The 19,363-nt window shown below is 41.3% G+C and carries 13 protein-coding genes; 9 read left to right on the top strand and 4 right to left on the bottom strand.

Features of this window, described 5'->3' with window-relative positions:
* Window positions 1-37: 37 nt before the first annotated feature.
* The 3 genes from C1A47_RS03670 (at window position 38) to C1A47_RS03660 (ending at window position 2,720) form a co-directional block, all read left to right on the top strand.
* Window positions 38-1,357, top strand: a complete 1,320-nt coding sequence (locus tag C1A47_RS03670) for an adenylosuccinate synthase (RefSeq protein WP_111892541.1) — start codon at window positions 38-40, stop codon at window positions 1,355-1,357.
* A gap of 143 nt (window positions 1,358-1,500) precedes the next feature.
* On the top strand, window positions 1,501-1,818 hold the full coding sequence (locus C1A47_RS03665; protein ID WP_111893075.1) for a hypothetical protein: 318 nt from the start codon (window positions 1,501-1,503) through the stop codon (window positions 1,816-1,818).
* Window positions 1,819-1,940: 122 nt separating this feature from the next.
* The gene (locus C1A47_RS03660) at window positions 1,941-2,720 is read left to right on the top strand and encodes a M48 family metallopeptidase (RefSeq protein WP_111892539.1); all 780 of its coding nucleotides are present in this window, start codon (window positions 1,941-1,943) and stop codon (window positions 2,718-2,720) included.
* A gap of 60 nt (window positions 2,721-2,780) precedes the next feature.
* Here C1A47_RS03660 and C1A47_RS03655 read toward each other — a convergent pair whose 3' ends face one another.
* Both C1A47_RS03655 and crp read right to left on the bottom strand, forming a co-directional pair.
* Window positions 2,781-3,833, bottom strand: a complete 1,053-nt coding sequence (locus C1A47_RS03655; RefSeq protein WP_111892537.1) for an NADP(H)-dependent aldo-keto reductase — start codon at window positions 3,831-3,833, stop codon at window positions 2,781-2,783.
* 74 nt (window positions 3,834-3,907) lie between these two features.
* Window positions 3,908-4,603 (bottom strand): cAMP-activated global transcriptional regulator CRP, encoded by a 696-nt coding sequence (crp, locus tag C1A47_RS03650; protein ID WP_111892535.1) that lies wholly within the window; start codon window positions 4,601-4,603, stop codon window positions 3,908-3,910.
* Between the two features lie 138 nt (window positions 4,604-4,741).
* Here crp and C1A47_RS03645 point away from each other — a divergent pair, with 138 nt between their 5' ends.
* The 3 genes from C1A47_RS03645 to C1A47_RS03635 all read left to right on the top strand — a co-directional run bounded on the left by C1A47_RS03645 (window position 4,742) and on the right by C1A47_RS03635 (window position 9,470).
* Entirely contained in the window at window positions 4,742-5,164 is a 423-nt protein-coding gene (locus C1A47_RS03645; RefSeq protein ID WP_111892533.1) for an OsmC family protein, read from the top strand.
* A 230-nt stretch (window positions 5,165-5,394) separates the two neighbouring features.
* Window positions 5,395-7,977, top strand: a complete 2,583-nt coding sequence (gene clpB / locus C1A47_RS03640) for an ATP-dependent chaperone ClpB (RefSeq protein WP_111892531.1) — start codon at window positions 5,395-5,397, stop codon at window positions 7,975-7,977.
* 194 nt (window positions 7,978-8,171) lie between these two features.
* Window positions 8,172-9,470 (top strand): DUF945 family protein, encoded by a 1,299-nt coding sequence (locus C1A47_RS03635; protein WP_111892529.1) that lies wholly within the window; start codon window positions 8,172-8,174, stop codon window positions 9,468-9,470.
* 60 nt (window positions 9,471-9,530) lie between these two features.
* Here C1A47_RS03635 and rlmKL read toward each other — a convergent pair whose 3' ends face one another.
* Window positions 9,531-11,732 carry a bifunctional 23S rRNA (guanine(2069)-N(7))-methyltransferase RlmK/23S rRNA (guanine(2445)-N(2))-methyltransferase RlmL gene (gene rlmKL / locus C1A47_RS03630; protein WP_111892527.1) on the bottom strand — a complete coding sequence of 734 codons (2,202 nt, stop codon included), beginning with the start codon at window positions 11,730-11,732 and terminating at the stop codon, window positions 9,531-9,533.
* Between the two features lie 317 nt (window positions 11,733-12,049).
* Between rlmKL and C1A47_RS03625 the strand changes: the two genes are divergently transcribed.
* Both C1A47_RS03625 and C1A47_RS03620 read left to right on the top strand, forming a co-directional pair.
* Window positions 12,050-13,066, top strand: a complete 1,017-nt coding sequence (locus C1A47_RS03625; protein WP_111892525.1) for an aspartate carbamoyltransferase catalytic subunit — start codon at window positions 12,050-12,052, stop codon at window positions 13,064-13,066.
* 11 nt (window positions 13,067-13,077) lie between these two features.
* On the top strand, window positions 13,078-14,316 hold the full coding sequence (locus C1A47_RS03620; RefSeq protein ID WP_111892523.1) for a dihydroorotase: 1,239 nt from the start codon (window positions 13,078-13,080) through the stop codon (window positions 14,314-14,316).
* 73 nt (window positions 14,317-14,389) lie between these two features.
* Here C1A47_RS03620 and C1A47_RS03615 read toward each other — a convergent pair whose 3' ends face one another.
* A complete protein-coding gene (locus C1A47_RS03615) occupies window positions 14,390-17,020 on the bottom strand; it encodes a Lon protease family protein (RefSeq protein ID WP_111892521.1) in 2,631 nt (876 codons plus the stop codon).
* A gap of 181 nt (window positions 17,021-17,201) precedes the next feature.
* Between C1A47_RS03615 and C1A47_RS03610 the strand changes: the two genes are divergently transcribed.
* Entirely contained in the window at window positions 17,202-19,361 is a 2,160-nt protein-coding gene (locus tag C1A47_RS03610; RefSeq protein ID WP_111892519.1) for an AmpG family muropeptide MFS transporter, read from the top strand.
* Window positions 19,362-19,363: the final 2 nt, after the last annotated feature.

The raw sequence follows: 19,363 nt of genomic DNA, 5'->3' as shown, positions 1-19,363 counted from the left end.
GTTTTCAATTTTAACAGCATGATGTAATGAGGCTATTATGGGCAAGAATGTTGTGGTACTCGGTACCCAATGGGGCGACGAAGGTAAAGGTAAAATCGTTGACCTGCTCACAGATCAAGCGGCTGCGGTCGTTCGTTATCAAGGCGGACACAATGCAGGACATACACTTGTCGTTGGTGGTAAAAAAACTGTATTGCACCTCATTCCATCAGGTATTTTACGTGAAAACGTATTGTGCTTAATTGGCAACGGTGTTGTGCTTTCGCCTGCTGCATTGATTGAAGAAATGAGCATTTTGGAAAAAGAAGGCGTGCCTGTTAAAGAACGTCTACGTATTTCTCCAAACTGTCCACTGATTCTTCCAAACCATATTGCATTAGACCAAGCACGTGAGAAAAAACGTGGTAATGCGAAAATCGGTACAACAGGTCGTGGTATCGGTCCTGCATACGAAGATAAAGTTGCTCGTCGTGCTGTCCGTGTTGCTGACTTGGTTCGTGGTGGTGAGCATTTAACAGCACTTCTAACAGAAGTACTTGAATACCATAACTTCCAGCTTACTCAATTCTACGGTGTAGAAGCAGTTAATCTTGAAGATGTGCTTGCACTTTGTGATCAATGGCGTGAAGTGGTTGCTCCATTAGTCATGGACGTAACAACTGAATTGCATAACTACCGTAAAAATGGTCAAAACATCATGTTTGAAGGTGCTCAAGGCTCACTTCTTGATGTTGACCATGGTACATATCCGTATGTAACGTCTTCAAATACAACTGCTGGCGGCGTAAGCTCAGGTTCAGGTCTTGGTCCATTACATTTAGACTATGTTTTGGGTATTACCAAAGCTTACACAACACGTGTGGGTGCAGGTCCATTCCCAACAGAACTTGTTTACAATGCAGCTGCAGATGAAGGCGATGCAATCGGTAAACATTTGGGTACTGTAGGTCATGAATTTGGTGCTTCAACTGGTCGTCAACGTCGTTGTGGCTGGTTCGATGCTGAAATCCTACGCCGTTCAGTCGATGTGAACTCGCTTTCTGGTATTTGCTTGACGAAGCTTGACGTTCTAGATGGCTTGGAAGAAGTGAAGATCTGTGTGGGCTATGAAGCAGCAGATTCTGGTTGTGTTGGTTCTTCTGATGCTCTTGCATACGAAACTTTAAAACCAATTTATGAAACACTTCCAGGTTGGTCTGAGTCAACTGTAGGCGCTACAAGCTTCGAACAGCTTCCTGCAAATGCGGTTGCTTATATCAAACGTATCGAGCAGTTAATTGAATGCCCAATCGACATCATTTCAACGGGTCCAGACCGTGCAGAAACAATTGTTTTACGTCATCCATTCTCTGCATAATGCATAGATGTTGACTAAAAACCGCGATCTAGAGTCGCGGTTTTTTTATACCGTTTATTTTTGGCTCGACCAAAGTTTACTTTATCTAGTGATCATTCTGTATAACACTCCAATAAAACCGTATCAATTGGATAGGGATGCCAATGCAGTTACAACCGAATATTTCTAAAACGATTTTTTACTCATTTTTATTTGCTTTGGGTGGTGCGCCAACGCTTGCGATGTTAATTGCTTCACAACAGACCCAAAATCAGCAGCTTTTAATGTCTGCCTTCATTGGACTCAGTGTGGTGCTAGTTTGTGTTTTTGTGCCGATTGTCCTGATACAAAATACCTTTTTATTGATTAAGCGACGTAGTATTGAATTAGAAGAAAAAATCAAACCGCTATCTACAACGTATTTTTTGCTGAATGTAAGCTGCTTACTATTTTGGATTCTATTTATGTTTAAAATAATTTGAGTTTACATAAATATAATATTTTATTTGAGAAGCTAATATTCTGCCAATTAGGTGCATCCCATATAATGTTTCAATATTCAGATAATTGAGTATAAAAATTTTAAAATCGGAGTTTTCTTAAAATGAACAATAAACTCATTTTGAGCTTAGGGTTAATCACAATCGTCAGTTTTTCTGGATGTACCACAATCGCAGACATGAGCGGTGCAGATTCAGCGACTTTAAATGCAAATGCGGCTTCTAGCTTTTCAAAAATGAGAACTGAAGCACAGCAAAAAGGTCAGTTAGATACATCTTCAAGTACGTATAAACGGATTAATGCAGTACTGTTACGAATGGAACCGTATGCCAATCAGGCCAACCAAACAGGGCAGGCTTTCCAGTGGCAACTTGCAGTTTTAAAATCCGATGAGATTAATGCTTATGTTGCGCCAGGCGGCAAAGTGGTGTTTTACACGGGAATCGTCAATAAACTTAACTTGACTGATGCTGAAATTGCAGCAGTGATGGGGCATGAAATGACCCACGCATTAGAAGAGCACTCTAAAAATAAACTGGGTGCACAAGTGTTGACTAATCTGGCTGTGAATGTCGGCAAAGCTTATGTTGGTGATACCGCAGGTGGTATGGGATCTGCAGCAATTGATCTAGGGAGTCAGGTGGGCGTTGGTTTACCCTATTCTCGTAACTTAGAAAGTCGTGCCGATTATGGTGGTTTAATGCTGATGGCTAAAGCAGGCTATAATCCACAAGCAGCGATTACATTGTGGGAAAAAATGAATAAGTTAGAAGGTACAGGCGGCCCAGCATTTATGTCGACGCACCCTTCAAATTCACAACGTATTGATGCGATGCATAAGAACTTGCCTGCTGCAATGGCTGTATATAATAGCCGTCGATAAGAGTGCTATAAAACTAAAAAAGGATGCAGAAGCATCCTTTTTTATTAAGACAAGTTTATTTTATGGTGCAGGGTTCGGTTGCTGTTTATGAATTGCCTCAATCTCCAGCAAAATTTCTTCATTGAGTTCGAGATCAAACGCAGCAATATTTTCTTTGAGTTGTGACATAGAGGTTGCACCAATAATGGTACTGGTCACAAAAAACTGTTGCTTGATAAATGCAAGTGCGAGTTGGGTTAGCGTTAAACCATGTTTTTCTGCGATTTGTGCATATTGTTCGGTCGCCCATTCACACTCTGGGTTAGTGTAACGGCTAAAGCGTGAGAATAAGGTAATACGGCCATTTGCAGGTTTGGCACCATGACGGTATTTTCCTGTGAGCATACCAAAGGCAAGTGGAGAATAAGCAAGTAAACCTACACCTTCATATTTGGCAATTTCAGACATACCCACTTCATAGGTTCGATTCAATAAGCTATATGGGTTTTGTACAGTAACAAATTTGCTGAGATTCATTTTCTCTGCCAAGTGCAGAAATTTCATGGTACCCCAAGGGGTTTCATTCGACAAACCAATAAAACGAATACGGCCTTTTTGAATTTCCTGATGCAAGGCACCTAGAGTGTCCTCAAGCGCTGTGAAATCATGTTCATGTTGGGCTGCAAGCTGATTGCCAAAGCCTAAATGTCCAAAGAAGTTAGTATGACGTTCTGGCCAGTGCAACTGATAGAGGTCAATATAATCTGTTTGTAAGCGCTTGAGTGAGCCATCTAAAGCTTGTTGAATATCTTTTTGGTTAAAGCGGGTTAGGCCTTGGCGAATTGAGCTGCCACCAAAGCTTGGCCCAGCAATTTTTGACGCAAGAAATAGTTGGTCGCGTTTCCCATGTTGTCCAATCCAATTGCCAATAATCTGTTCTGTTGCGCCTTGTGTTTCTGGTTTTGGCGGCACTGGATACATTTCTGCGGTATCCCAAAAATACAACCCTTGATCAAGCGCATAATTGAGCTGTTCAAAAGCTTCGGCTTGGGTATTTTGCTCACCAAAAGTCATGGTGCCTAAGCAAATTTCGGGAAGCTGGATACCTGTATGGGCAAGGGGATTGAATTTCATGAAAATACCTCTAATTGTGATTATTGGGCTCAATAAAAAAGCAAATCCGAAGATTTGCTTTAACATCCTTTTCTTTATATAGAATGGGAGGATTGTTCAGAATTTTCTAGTGCACTATCGTAAATCAGAATAGCTTTACCTTCTGTTTGGATCATCCCTTGATCTTCAAGAGATTTAAGGACGCGGCCAACCATTTCACGAGAACATCCGACAATGCGTCCAATTTCCTGACGTGTAATGCGGATTTGACGACCATTTGGCAGTAGCATCGCTTCAGGCTGATTGGCAAGTTCAATCAGACAACGTGCAATACGACCTGTCACATCAATAAATGCCAAATCAGTCATTTTACGTGTCGTGTTTTTAAGGCGACGTGCAAGCTGTGCAAAAATAGCATAACTTAAGTCAGGGTATTGTTTGCTCAGTTCAATAAAGTTTTCATAAGAGATTTCTGCAATTTCACAGACTTCGCGAGTACGAACTTCCGCGGTGCGTAGAGGCTCAGCTTCAAATAGCCCCATTTCGCCAAAGAAATCACCTGCATTTAAATAAGCAACAACAATTTCTCGGTCATCATCTTCTTTAAGTAAAATAGAAACAGAACCTTTTAATATTAAATATAGAGATTTTGATTCGCTACCTACCTCAACGATGCTCATGCGCTTCGGGTAGCGGTTGATATATGCGCGTTTTAATAAGGCCTTAACTGATTCAGGCAATTGGTTAGGAGATAATGCATCGTTCGCAAAAGGAAAGAGATTAGCCGACATGATTTCTAGTTCCGCAAAATAATAAGTAAAAGATAAGTTTTTGGTTTCTGTTTATATATGTAGGGAAATTCCTTCTCAAAATAAATTGTGTTAGTGTAATAGCACACAGTAATCTATATTTTTTTTTAGGTAGTTGCAATGCGATCAACAGTTCAATGGCTCGAGAATGTTGCATTTGAAGCAAATTCTGAGAGTGGTCATAGTGTAATCATGGATGGAGCTCCAGCATATGGGGGTGAAAATCGTGGTCCACGCCCTATGGAACTGATTTTAATGGGACTTGGTGGCTGCGCATCATTTGATATTGTAACCATTTTAAAAAAAGCCCGTCAGGATATTGAAGGCGTACAATGTCAGTTGCAAGCAGAACGTGCAGATGAAGTTCCTGCAGTATTTACTAAAATTCACTTGCACTTTGTAGTGACAGGTAAGGCATTGAAAGAAAAACAGGTATCAAAAGCAGTGGAATTATCTGCTGAAAAATACTGTTCAGCCAGCAAAATGCTTTCAAGTGGTGGTGTAGAAATTACTCACGACTTTGAAATTGTTGAAGCCGCATAAGATATGAATCGTTAAAAAGAGCCAGTTCAAAATGAACTGGTTTTTTTATTTTTGCATAGAAAAAAGAATTTTTGACTTGAAAAAAATGAGGACTAGCCACATATTATTACTAAATTCCAGATCATGATTTTTTAATAAATAATTGAAAAATCATAGAAAAATAGTTGAAATACAAATAAACGAACCCATGTATTAATTCAATAGTAAATTGATGATGAGGCATAACAATAATGAGATTTGAAAAATTTACCAATCGATTGCAACAGGCTCTATCCGATGCACAATCTCTAGCAATGGGCAAAGATCATACTGCAATCGATAATATCCATATTTTGGTGACACTGCTTGAAGAGGCTTCGAATCTCAGCCTGTTACAGCAAGCAGGTGCACGTATACCAGAACTGAAACAGAAGTTGGAGCAAGCTTTAAGCAATGCTGCCACGATCTCCAATCCCACAGGCGATGTGAATCTCAATCCCGATGCGGTCAAAATGCTGAATTTGGCAGATCGATATGCACAAAAAGCAGGGGATGAGTTTATTTCAACGGATTGGGTGATGCTGGCCTTAGCCGAAGTAGGTTCTACCAAAACCATTTTAACGAGTGTAGGCGTAACCGTTGACGGATTGCGCAAAGTAATCGAATCGATTCGAGGCAATGAAAAAGTCATGAGCAATAATCACGAAGATCAACGTGACTCTTTAAATAAATACACTATTGACCTGACTGAACGTGCAGCGTCAGGTAAGCTTGACCCTGTAATTGGTCGTGATGATGAAATTCGCCGAACCATTCAGGTGTTGTCACGCCGTACGAAAAATAACCCTGTGTTGATTGGTGAGCCAGGTGTAGGTAAAACTGCCATTGTTGAAGGTTTGGCACAGCGCATTATTAATGGTGAAGTACCCGAAAGTTTGAAAGGTAAGCGTGTTTTATCTTTAGATTTAGGTTCACTGTTGGCAGGTGCGAAATATCGTGGTGAATTTGAAGAGCGGTTAAAAGCTGTTTTAAACGATTTGGCCAAACAAGAAGGGCAAGTCATTCTATTTATTGATGAATTGCATACTTTGGTTGGTGCGGGTAAAACCGATGGCGCGATGGATGCAGGTAACATGTTGAAACCTGCGTTGGCGCGTGGTGAATTACGTTGCGTCGGTGCAACCACACTTGATGAATATCGCCAATATATTGAAAAAGATGCAGCACTTGAGCGTCGTTTCCAAAAAGTTCTAGTCGATGAGCCGAGCGTTGAAGATACCATTGCGATTTTACGTGGTTTAAAAGAACGCTATGAAGTGCATCACGGTGTGAAAATTCTTGACTCTGCGATTATTGCAGCAGCGAAAATGTCACATCGTTATATCACCGATCGTCAATTACCTGATAAAGCGATTGATCTGATTGATGAAGCAGCATCACGGATTAAAATGGAACTCGATTCTAAGCCTGAAGCTTTGGATAAACTCGATCGCCGTTTAATTCAGCTCAAAATGCAGCTTGAAGCTGTGAAAAAAGATGAGGACTCTGGCAGCAAAGCAGAAGTTGCTCATTTAGAGAAACAAATTATTGAAGTTCAAAAAGAATACAATGATTTGGAAGAAATCTGGAAAGCTGAAAAAACTTTAGCAGAAGGTGATAAAAAAGCACAGGTTGAGTTAGATAAAGCGCGTGTTGCTTTAGAAAAAGCCATTCGTGATGGTGATTTGGCAGAAGCAAGCCGTTTACAGTATGGCGTGATTCCAGAGTTACAAAAACAGTTGGCACAAGACGAAGCGGTTGAAGAAGAAGCCGAAGAGCCAAAACTGTTGCGTAATAAAGTCACTGAAAATGAAATTGCGGAAGTAGTCAGTGCTGCAACAGGTATTCCTGTGTCTAAAATGCTACAGGGTGAACGTGAAAAACTTCTGCATATGGAAGAGTTTTTGCATAACCGTGTGGTTGGACAAGATGAAGCTGTGGTCGCAGTATCGAATGCGGTACGTCGTTCACGTGCTGGATTGTCCGATCCAAACCGACCAAGTGGTTCGTTCTTGTTCTTAGGGCCAACAGGGGTCGGTAAAACAGAATTAACCAAAGCATTGGCAAACTTCCTGTTTGATAGCGACGATGCCATGATTCGTATTGATATGAGTGAGTTCATGGAGAAACACTCTGTGAGCCGTTTGGTCGGTGCACCTCCAGGATATGTCGGTTATGAAGAGGGTGGTGTGTTAACAGAAGCTGTGCGTCGTAAACCGTATAGTGTGGTGCTGTTTGATGAAGTTGAAAAAGCCCATCCAGATGTTTTCAATATTTTATTGCAAGTTTTGGATGATGGCCGCTTAACTGATTCGCAAGGCCGAGTAGTGGACTTTAAAAATACTGTCATTGTAATGACATCAAACTTAGGCTCACAAGATGTCCGTGAGTTAGGTGAGCATGCGAAAGACGATGAAATTCGTACGGTAGTCATGAATGCGGTCAGTCAGCATTTCCGTCCAGAATTTATTAACCGTATTGATGAATTGGTGATCTTCCATTCACTCAAAAAAGCGCAAATTCGTGGTATTGCGGATATTCAGCTTAGTCGTTTACGCAGTCGTTTGGCGGATAAAGATATGAGCTTAACGGTTGAAGACAGTGCATTTGATGCGCTCATTGATGCAGGTTTTGACCCAATTTATGGTGCACGTCCACTGAAACGTGCTATTCAGCAGCAAGTTGAAAATAGCTTGGCGCAAAAGATCTTGTCAGGCGAATTTTTGCCAGGTGACAATATTCTGATTGGCTCTGAAAATGGACATTTACAATTTAGCAAGCTAAAACTCAGTTAATGACTGATTTTTCAAAATAAAGTTTAGATACATCTCACGTCTGGATATGGGCGTGAGATTTTTTATAAGTCGTATTTTAAATATGAATAAAATAAGAATTTTGTGATAAAAATTGTGTTTTTTATAGAATCCCGTATTCTGTCTACACAAACATAATCAAATAAAACTTTAATTTCTTTTTAGAGAAGAATTTTATGCAAAAGAAAGTTATTGCCGTTGCGGTTGCAGGCATTTTCGCAAGTAGTATTGTCGGTGCTCACTTTTATTCTGATCATCGTTTAAATGAGTATTACGCTCAAAATCAAGCGGAAGCCAATTCATTAATTCAAAAAGAAAGCACCCAGATTAATATGGGGCTGTTTTCAGGTGATGCACGCTGGACATACAAAATTTCTCCAAATCCGTGTAAGCCTCAAGATGTTATTGAATTACAAGGTGTTGATCATATTCAGCGATCTTGGAATGGTTATCACATTAAATCTGAAGTGAACTTGGTTTTAAAAGGTGAAGATGCCAAAAAATACCAAGACCTCTTTCAGAATAAAGCATTATTGACACTAGATTCACGATTAAACTGGTTTGGTTCAATAGATATGAAGGTTCATAGTCCTTCGTTGAGTAAAACCAAGGACAATTTCCAAGCCGTTTGGAACGGGATTGAAGGTACAATTAAACTGAAAAAGAAACAGCAGAAATATGAAGTGACGAAATTTGAGCTTCAAATGCCTGGTTTTACAGTACGAGACGGTAATAATTATTTTAGTTTGCAAGGAATGCAGCTTAAATCTGATCAGGCTTTATTGGGACAAATGTTACGTTCTGGAAAATCTGAGTTTTCGATTCAGAAAATGATTATTTTGGATCAAAGCTCTCGACTGAAAAAAAATATTGAGATGCAAAAACTGCAACTCTCCACAAGTGCAGATGTTCAAGTAAAAGAAACCAATGTCAAATCCAGCTGGTCAATTGAACAGATACAAGTGGATGATAAAAAACTGAATAATCTGAAGTTGAATTTTAATGTTTCTGGCTTGGATACAGCGGCTTTACAAGCATTTATGCAAGTCATGAATACAACTAAAAAGACGTGTAGTGTCGAGACGCAGCAAGCGCAGCAGAAACAATTAACTGAACAAATGCTGAAGGTTATAAGTCATGGCTTTAGTTTCGAGTCTAAAGGTAATCAGATTGAACTAGGTCAGTCTAAAATGACCGCAGATTTGCAAGGAAAATTTTCTGCAAATCAATATTCAGATATACAAGACTTCCGTTTAAAAGCACCTCAGTCGGCACAGTTCGAAGCGCATACTCAAGTTGATAAGCAGTTTTTACGTAATGTGTTAAACATGACTGGAAAAATGCCTTCGGGAGTATCTGAACAAGATTATGATCGTGCTTTAACACAAATGGCTCAAGCGATGCATGGCAAGGTCAATGGTGACAATATTGATTTTGCTATCAAATATGAAAATGGTCAGACGACCTATCCTTAAATTTTGAAGGTGAAATAAAAAATGCCAAGCAATTGCTTGGCATTTTTTTATGGAGATGATTTAGTTTACTAAATGCTGGATTTTCCAAGCACGGTGAATTTTCTGATTACGTTTGAAGTCAGGGCCAATGGTTTCATTGGTGATTTCTTGGATATCAAACATCGCTTCTATTTCTTCATCAAGCTCAAAGCCACGATAGTTGTTCGAGAAGTACAATGTTCCATCTGAGCTTAAACGGTTCATGGCACGTTTAATCAAAGAAACATGGTCACGTTGTACATCGAATGTGCCATAGAATTTCTTTGAGTTTGAGAAGGTTGGAGGATCAATAAAGATCAGGTCATATTGCTCATGACCTTCTTTGAGCCACTCGAAACAGTCACTGATAAAGAATGCATGTTGTTCATCGGCATGATCAACAGTAAGACCATTTAATACAAAGTTTTCTTTTGACCAGTTGATGTATGTGTTCGACAAGTCGACGCTGGTTGTACTTGCCGCACCGCCAAGGGCTGCATGCAGGCTTGCGGTAGAGGTGTAACTGTACAAGTTCAAGAAATGTTTGCCTTTGGCTTCTTGAGCAATACGTAAACGAATTTGACGGTGATCGAGGAACAGACCTGTATCCAGATAGTCAGTCATGTTGACTAAAATCTTGGCTTTGCCTTCTTTTACAATAAAGCGTTTAGACGCAGTACTTTGTTTGGTGTACTGAGTCTTACCTTCTTGGCGGGCGCGGGTTTTAATGAAAATCGCATCACGACCAAGACCTGTCACTGCACGAATCGCAGTAAGCGCAAGGTTAAAGCGTTTTTTTGCTTTTTCAGGATCAATTTTTTTCGGTGGTGCATATTCTTGAACATGCAAGCGGTCGCCATAAACGTCAATTGCCACGTTAAAATCTGGCAGATCTGCATCATACAGACGTAAGCAATAGACATTTTCGTTGGTTGCCCATTTTTTCAAGGCTTGCATATTCTTTTGCAGACGATTGGCAAAATCTTGTGCGCCTTCAATTTCCTCGAATTGTTGAGGTTGCCACGTTGCAAGGAAAGGTTGCGTGTGAACTTGTGGCTTGATTTGATCTAAACGAATGTAAATTGGAAGTTTACCATTCATTAAACGCAAGGTTTCAGGCTGGCTAAATGCCAATACATCGGCTTGTTCAACCTGAGAAGCAATCACGGCTGCGTATTGATTCGGGAAAGTTTCCTGTAATTTTGCAGACAAACCAAGATATAAAGCACGGTTAGATGCTTTATCCCCCAAACGCTCACCATATGGTGGGTTGGTGACAATCATGGCAGATTTGCTGCTGTCAAACTCTGGCCAGTCTGCAAGGGTACGTTCTTCAATTTGAATCGCATCAAGCAGTTTTTCAAAACCTGCCGCCATGATGTTTTGACGTGTTGCTTTCACTGCTTCCCAGTCTGCATCATACGCATAGAACTGCGGTAAAGGCTGTTCGAGTGCAGCTTCATGGCGCTCTGCTGCTTCAGCTTTAATGCCCATCCACAATTCATGGTCATGACCATGCCAACCGTTGAAACCAAAACGACGAACCAAACCCGGTGCGCGATCGGTTAAAATCATCAATGCTTCAATAATAAACGTGCCTGAACCACACATTGGATCAAGGAAAATTTCAGGGCGACGCTGTGCCAGTTTGGCTTTATTTAAAATTGCTGCTGCCAAGTTTTCTTTAATCGGGGCATCGGTCATATAACGACGGTAGCCACGTCTGTGCAGTGAATCACCCGACAAATCTAGGCAATAAGTATGTTCCGTTTTACCTGCCAAAACATACAAGGTAATTTCTGGCTGTTTGGTATCAATACTTGGACGACGACCGACTGCTTCCATGAAGCTGTCAACGACACCATCTTTCACGCGCAAAGTCGCAAACTGCGTGTTGACCTTAATTTCACGTTCAGCGTGTAAACGAATGGCAAACGTGCTTTGTGGTGCAAAAATTAAAGACCAGTCAAAGCTCATCGCACCTTCATACAGTTCTTCTGCAACATCACGCGCATCGTGAGTATGTTCAAGTTCATAGGTATGAATAGGCAAGAGGACACGAGAAGCCAAACGTGACCACATGCAAATGCGATAGGCGTGTTCCAATGTGCCTTTGAAAATTAAACGTCCAGCTAGGCGCTCAATATTTTGAATCCCCAACTCTTGTAATTCTTCTTGGAGTAAGGTTTCAAGTCCATCTGCACAGGTAACCCAATATGTAGAAAGACGAGGTTTCGAAGTCATGTAAATTTCCAAAAGCAGCAAAGCAAACGGCTATTTTAACGTATTTTTTACAGGAAAACTTGTGGATTAAAATGACAGAACCGATTTTTTAAAAATGAGGTGAATCTTGGCTGAATAATTCGGCTTTAAAGCTGTATTTTCTCAAAAATCAGTCGTCAAAAATACGCCGTTAAAAGGATCATTTTTTCGATGTGAATTAGAATTTAGCATTGAAGCCCTTGATCTTGGTGATAAAAATTTAATTGTTGAAAACTTCAACTGCCCGCGAGATAAAATTATCTGTATAATGCGTTAACTTAATGTACAAGGAATCTCTCATGCATTTGGCTGCATTGCATAGTCCGAGTCAGATTCAACTCAATGAACATGGCAATCTTAAGCATTTCTTGACCATCGAAGGTCTTTCCAAACAGACCCTTACCAAAATTCTTGATACAGCACAGACCTTTATCAACGAAAATAATCAATTGATTACCTCGCCACTTTTAGAAGGGCGCACGGTCATGAATCTTTTCTTCGAGAACTCGACTCGTACCCGTACTACTTTTGAAGCGGCAGCAAAACGTCTTTCTGCTAACGTGTTGAATATTGATATTGCACGTTCAAGTACTTCAAAAGGTGAAACGCTGCGCGATACGTTGTGGAATCTTGAAGCCATGGCAGCCGATATTTTTGTGGTTCGTCATTCATCTTCAGGTGCAGCGCATTTTATTGCCAAAGATGTTTGTCCACATGTTGCGATTATTAATGCGGGTGATGGTCGTCATGCACATCCAACCCAAGCCATGCTTGACATGCTCACCATTCGCCGTGAAACCAAAAAGCCATTTGAAGCTTTAAGTGTGGCGATTATTGGTGATATTAAACACTCACGTGTGGCGCGTTCTGACGTGGCTGCTTTGCAGACTTTAGGCTGTAAAGATATTCGTGTGATTGGTCCAAACACCTTGCTGCCAGTGGGTTTTGAAGAATATGGCAGTGAAGTTCGTCTGTTCAATAACATGGACGAAGGTGTTAAAGACTGTGATGTGATCATTACTTTGCGTATCCAGAATGAACGTATTGATTCGCCTGCTTTGGCATCACAATCTGAATTCCACAAAATGTATGGCTTGAATGAAACTCGCCTTGCGATGGCAAAACCTGATTGTATCGTCATGCACCCAGGTCCAATGAACCGTGGTGTTGAAATTGCATCGAGCATTGCCGATGGTCCACAGTCAGTGATTTTGCATCAGGTGACCAACGGGATTGCCGTACGTATGGCTGTACTGGCATTGGCGATGCAAGGTCAGTTGCAAGACAAGGGTTTAATTGAAGCAATTTCGGCATAAGGGCGAGACACATGAGTCGTGTAAAAATTGAAAATGTACGTGTGTTAGATCCAGTTCAACAAACAGACCGCGTCGAAACAATTTATTTAGATCAGGGTAAACGTGTTGCCGAATTGACAGAAGTCGATCAGGTGATTGATGGTCAAGACAAATGGCTCATGCCAAGTATGGTGGATTTGTGTGCACGTTTGCGTGAACCCGGTCAGCAGCAACACGGGACATTAAAATCTGAAGGTCAGGCTGCACGTGAAAATGGGATTTTGCATGTCATTACCCCGCCAGATTCAAAGCCAATCGTACAAGACAATGGTGCTTTGATTCAGGGTTTGGTGGAAAAAGCATGGCAAGATGGCAAAATTCATTTGCATATCATTGGTGCTCAAACTCAAGGTCTTAATGGTAAACAGCCTGCCAACATGGCAGCCTTGAAAAAGGGTGGTTGTACTGCGGTGACTAATGCCAATGCAGCTTTCCAAGACGATGATGTCGTGATTCGTACCTTAGAGTATGCAGCAGGTTTAGGTTTAACCGTGGTGTTCTATCCTGAAGAACCACAATTGGCGAAAGATGGTTGTGTACACGAAGGTTTTGTGGCATCACGTCAAGGTTTGCCCATGATTCCGACTATCGCGGAAACTGTTGCGATTGCTAAATACTTGTTGATGATTGAAGTGACAGGCGTTCGTGCTCACTTTAGCTTGCTTTCAAGTGGTGCTTCAGTCGAATTGATCGCTGCTGCAAAAGCCAAAGGTTTACCTGTGACAGCAGACGTTGCCATGCACCAGTTGCATTTAACCGATGCTTTGATAGATGGCTTTAACTCGCTTGCTCATGTGCGTCCACCACTTCGTGCAGAACAAGACAAAGCTCAGCTTCGTGACGCGGTAAAATCGGGTGTGATTGATGCAATTTGTACCCATCATGAGCCATTGAGCAGCTCAGCGAAAATGATGCCATTTGCAGAAACTGAACCAGGCATCACGGCTTTCGATACTTATGTCGCTTTAGGTACGCAGTTGGTTCGTGAAGGCGTGTTCACTCCACTTGAATGGGTTGAAAAAGTCACGACTGCACCTGCACGTGTTGCGAAAATGCTAGAGCGTTGGCAAGCAGAAGCGGGCTGGGTACTGGTTGACCCTGAGCTAGAATGGCAAGTGTCTAAAGACACGATTCTTTCTCAAGGTAAAAATACACCACTGATCGGGCAGACTTTACAGGGCAAAGTGCTTGAAACTTTCTATGTAAAATAATTCAGTCTGTCTCGATTCAGATAATAATAAAGCCAGTCATTTGACTGGCTTTATTGTTTTCAGGCGTAAAGAATTATTTATTCTTTAATGCCATTTCAACTTCTTGGGCTTCTTCAACGACAATGTCTAGCTCATCTATTTTGGCTTTTTTGTCGTCTTTTTTCACTTTCTTTTTTTTCTTTTTCTTGGCTTTTTCTTCCTCTTCTTCAATTGTGCCATCTTCAATGGCTTGCCAATACTCAAGTTGCTCCATGACGGCTGCATAAATTGAATGCTTGCTGTAATTGCCTTTTTTATCAAGTTGACCGACAGGACGTCCCATCAGAATTTCGAGTGCCTGATCAATGGTATTAATCGCATGGATATGGAACTGACCCTCAGCAACGGCATCAATCACATCTTGACGCAGCATGAGATGCTGCATGTTCTGACGAGGAATAATCACCCCTTGTTTGCCAGTTAAACCTTGCAGTTTACATGCATCATAGAAGCCTTCGATTTTGGCATTCACACCACCAATCGGTTGCACTTGACCCAACTGGTTCATCGAACCTGTAATGGCCCAAGACTGATCAATCGGTAATTGGCTAATCGCAGAGATGAGCGCAGACAGTTCAGCAACAGTCGCACTATCGCCATCGACTTGACCGTAGCTTTGCTCAAAAGCAAGCGCAGCCGAGAAGTGAAGAATCTGTTCACGACCAAAATGCGCTTTTAAGAAGCTCGACATGAGCAATACGCCTTTGGCATGCAATGAGCCACCGAGTTCAACACTACGTTCAATATCAAGAATATCACCACCACCTTGATACACTGAAGCAGTCAGACGAGAAGGTAAGCCAAACTCGACATCGGCATAGTGAATCACAGACAGGGCATTGATCTGACCAAAGCGATAGCCTTGAGTTTCAATTAATTGCGTACCGCGAGACAGGTCTTGCCAGTACAATTCTCTGAGATAACCTAAGCGATATTGGCGATGTTGTAAGGCAGTATTGATATGGGCATCCGTCACCATTTTATCGCCTGCTTGGAAGGCGTGATGGTGTGATTCACGAATCAAATCACCTAACGTTGATGCATGCAAAGATAATGAGCTTTGATCTTCAGCTTGGCGACTTGAGTCAGTCAGTAATGCGGCAAGCGCACTACGATCAAAGGGTAACAATTTATCTGCTTGCACATAATCAGCGATGAGGTGCATATACGCTTGTTCGTTACTTTCATTACGTTGTAACGTATCGGTAAAGTCAGCACGAATTTTAAAGACACTGCCAAGCTCTGGTTCAAGTTCTAAAATTTCATAATAAATTTCAGGCTCAGCCATAAGCACAACTTTCAGCTGAATCGGAATGGATGCAGGTTCGATTGAAATACTGCCTGTGAGCGTCAGCATGTGCTCTAAAGAAGATAGTTTGAGTTGTCCAGATTTTAAAGCACGTTTTAAACCTTGCCATGCGTAGGGTTGCTCAAGAAGTTGCTCAGCTTCGAGCATCAAGAAGCCACCATTGGCACGGTGTAAAGCCCCAGCACGAATTAAGGTAAAATCGGTTGTGATCGTCCCATTTTGAGTGAGCTGTTCGACATGACCCAATAAATTGTAATGGGTTGGGAAATCTTCAAAAATTACAGGCGCACCACTGTTTGGCGTATTGCTGACAATCACATTGGCTTGATAGCGTGCAGGAACTCGGCTAAAGAGCGCAGGTGAGAAGTCTTCTTCGTCCTGATCGAGAATTAGTTCAACATTTTCAATGATATCTTTGGCATAAAGTTTGAGAAATGGCTCTAAACCTTGAATATTTTGGAATTTGTTGAGAATCAGATCGACACGTGGCATGACGACCTGTTGTGCAATTTCACGGTTTAAATCGGAAACCTGATCACGGGCATCATCTTCTAGATCACCCAAATGTAAACCTAGGCGTTCTAACTTTTTGTCCATATAGCGGATATTGGCAGCAATTTCAGCGCGTTGCTTGCTGTTAAGCGCATTAAGCTCATCCTGAGATATTTCTTGCAGCTCATTATCTTTTAAATGAACAGGCACAAAACAATGTTCTTCGTTGCGAGAAATCAGCTTAAGATCTAAACCAGCACCTTCTTTGGTGAGTTCGACAAGGGCTTCTTGTTGTTCCTGTCCAGTTTCCTGACGAATGCGTTCAATGCGGTTGTGATATGTCTCCGCACTAAAGCGGCGTTCAAGCTGTTTTAAAATGGTTTGCCATGCTTGATGAAGGGCATTTTGGAACTTGTTACCTTGACCAGCGGGGAAGCACAGTGCCAGTGGCTGACGAGCAACTTGGAAGTTATTGACATAAACCCAGTCATTAGGCGTAGGCATAGATTTGGCATGTTGCTGTAGTAAACGTTTAATCATGGTGCGTTTACCTAGTCCTGCCGTACCTACCGCAAAAATATTATAGCCTGCATAAGGTAGGGCAATCCCTGCTTCTACAGACGCTCGCGCACGGTCTTGGCCTAAAAAGTTGTTTAATGGCTTGATACGTTTGGTTGATGCAGGGATTTTTTCCAGATCGGGAATATGTGTAAGTTGTTCTGGTTTTAACTCCGTTTTTTGTAGTGTTTGTTGTATTTCAGGTTGATCAAACGCAGAGATAGGGTTGTCCTGATGGAGTTGTTTGCTTTTAGTTAGTTGATTGGCAGAGAGTACTGAATTCATTTGATCGAGTCTTTGGGTCACGGTTTTTAAATCCACAACAAAAGTTGATTGGCAATTTAAAGGTATACAGTTTTACCCTCAAAGATCAAGCGACATATAAAAATTAACATGAAAAAAGCAATATTCTTATGGAATCAGGTTGCAACATTGAAGCTAAAGGTTTCAAATAGCAGCTTTAAATCGCATGGAAACCCTCAGCACAATGACTTCGCAAAGCCAAGACTGGATCACTGCCTTTCGTGCTTTTTTAGATCGCCGTGCCTTGATTATGCTGTTTCTGGGGTTTTCTGCGGGTATTCCTATTCTTCTGATTTTTTCGAGCTTATCCTTATGGTTGGGCGAGGCTGGTATCGACAAAAGTGCAGTCACTTTTTTCAGTTGGGCTGCTTTAGGATATTCCTTCAAGTTCGTGTGGGCACCACTGATTGATGAGTTACCTGTACCTCTATTAACTAAAGCCTTAGGACATCGCCGTGGCTGGTTATTTGTGGCTCAATGTCTAATCATCTGTGCCATTTGTATCATGGCTTTTTCAGATCCTTCTTTAGGGCAAAGCTATCTCATTCAAATGGCTGTTGGTGCTGTGCTTCTGGGATTTTCTGCAGCAACGCAAGATATTGTCATTGATGCTTATCGGATTGAGTTGGCTAACACGGAAATGCAAACCGTTTTGGCTTCGACTTATAATGCAGGCTACCGCATCGGGATGATTGTTGCGGGTGCGGGTGCTTTATTTCTGGCGGCATCTTTAGGGACATCCAAAGGTAACTATATTTATAGCGCTTGGAAATATACCTATCTGGCAATGGCTGCTGTGATGCTGATCGGGATTATCACGACATTGTTGATTCGAGAACCCCAAGTAAATCGGGTGTCTAAAAATTATCAGCGTCAGGATTATTTCCGTCTGGTCTGCGTCTTCTTTTTAGCCGTCATTAGTTTTGTTTTGAGCTATGTTTTCTCAGATGATCTTGTCGTTGCATTTGAAAAAAGTTTGCAAATTCAGGATAGTTTTTTACTGTTCTGTTTTGAGGCAATCCGTTTTCTTGGTTCGGGTGCAGTTGCTTTACTGGTTGGGACTGTTCTGGTCAAAGCAGGTGTGGTCAATCGCCAAATGGCGGTCGATACATGGGTCAGTCCAATTCAAGATTTCTTTCAGCGCTATGGTGTAAAACTTGCGCTGTTTTTATTGCTTCTCATTGGTTTTTATCGCATTTCTGACATTATTGCAGGGGTGATTTCCAATGTGTTCTATCAAGACCTGAACTTTACCAAAGAGCAGATCGCTGAAGCTGTGAAAGTCTATGGTGTGATTTTCTCATTATTTGGTGGGTTTTGTGGTGGCTTGTTGGCACAGCGTATGAACATTATGAAATTAATGTTTGTTGGTGCGGTGTTTGCCAGTAGTACCAATCTGATCTTTATTGGCTTAGTCAATTCGGGACAGCCATTGGGACAAGTTGAACTGCAAGTTGGGCAGCAGCATTATCAAGTTCAACCTGATGATGTTGGATATTGGTCGGTGAAAGTACCCAATCAAGTTTTAGCCCAATCGCATCAAATTCAAATCCAAACGCAGTTTGCAGATCAGGCCAATTCAAAAATTGATTTGAGCTTGCCTTACTTACAGGCCAGTTCCAAGCCACAAATTCAGTTTTTACCTGTAACGAGCGATGGTGTACTTTCGAGTAAAGAACAACAAGAAAGTATCGTGGTGAAAGGTCAAGTTTCTGGGGTGAAGAATGATCAGCTGCAAACAGATACACCTGTCACGATTTTACTTGATGGACAAAAATACCCAGCAAAACTGGATGATAAAGGTCTATTTAGTGTCGCAATAGATGGTATGGTTTTGTCTAAATCTGCTTCTAAACACCTTGTTGCACAGCTAAATTTTAATCAGATTTCTACTCCTGCGATTCAGGCAGAGCAGCGTTTTACACTGGGCAGTTCTGCTGCACCACTAGATATTGATTTGCAACCTTTAAGTGTAGTGCCACAAGATCAAGGTACAACAGAAGTTAAAGGTAAAGTGATTAAACCTTATAGTAAATTGTGGTTGTACTTTGCGATTGTTGTAGACAATTTGGCTTCAGGTTTGGCGGGAGCTGCATTTATTGCATTCTTGTCCAGTTTGACCAGTGTCTCTTTTACCGCGGTTCAGTATGCAATTTTTAGTTCACTGATGACACTCACCCCTAAAATTTTAGGTGGCTATTCTGGCACGATCGTGACTCATATTGGTTATCCAAAATTTTTCCTGATGACCACCTTGATCGGAATTCCAATTTTGGTGTTAGTAATTTGGGTGGCCAAATTATTAAGAGATCATCAATCGATACAAACTTCACAAGAGGATTAATC

This window comes from Acinetobacter sp. MB5, from assembly GCF_003261585.1.
In the GTDB taxonomy this organism is placed as follows: Bacteria; Pseudomonadota; Gammaproteobacteria; order Pseudomonadales; family Moraxellaceae; genus Acinetobacter.
The sequence above is the reverse complement of the archived record's forward strand: the minus strand, read 5'-3'. Positions and strand labels throughout refer to the sequence as shown.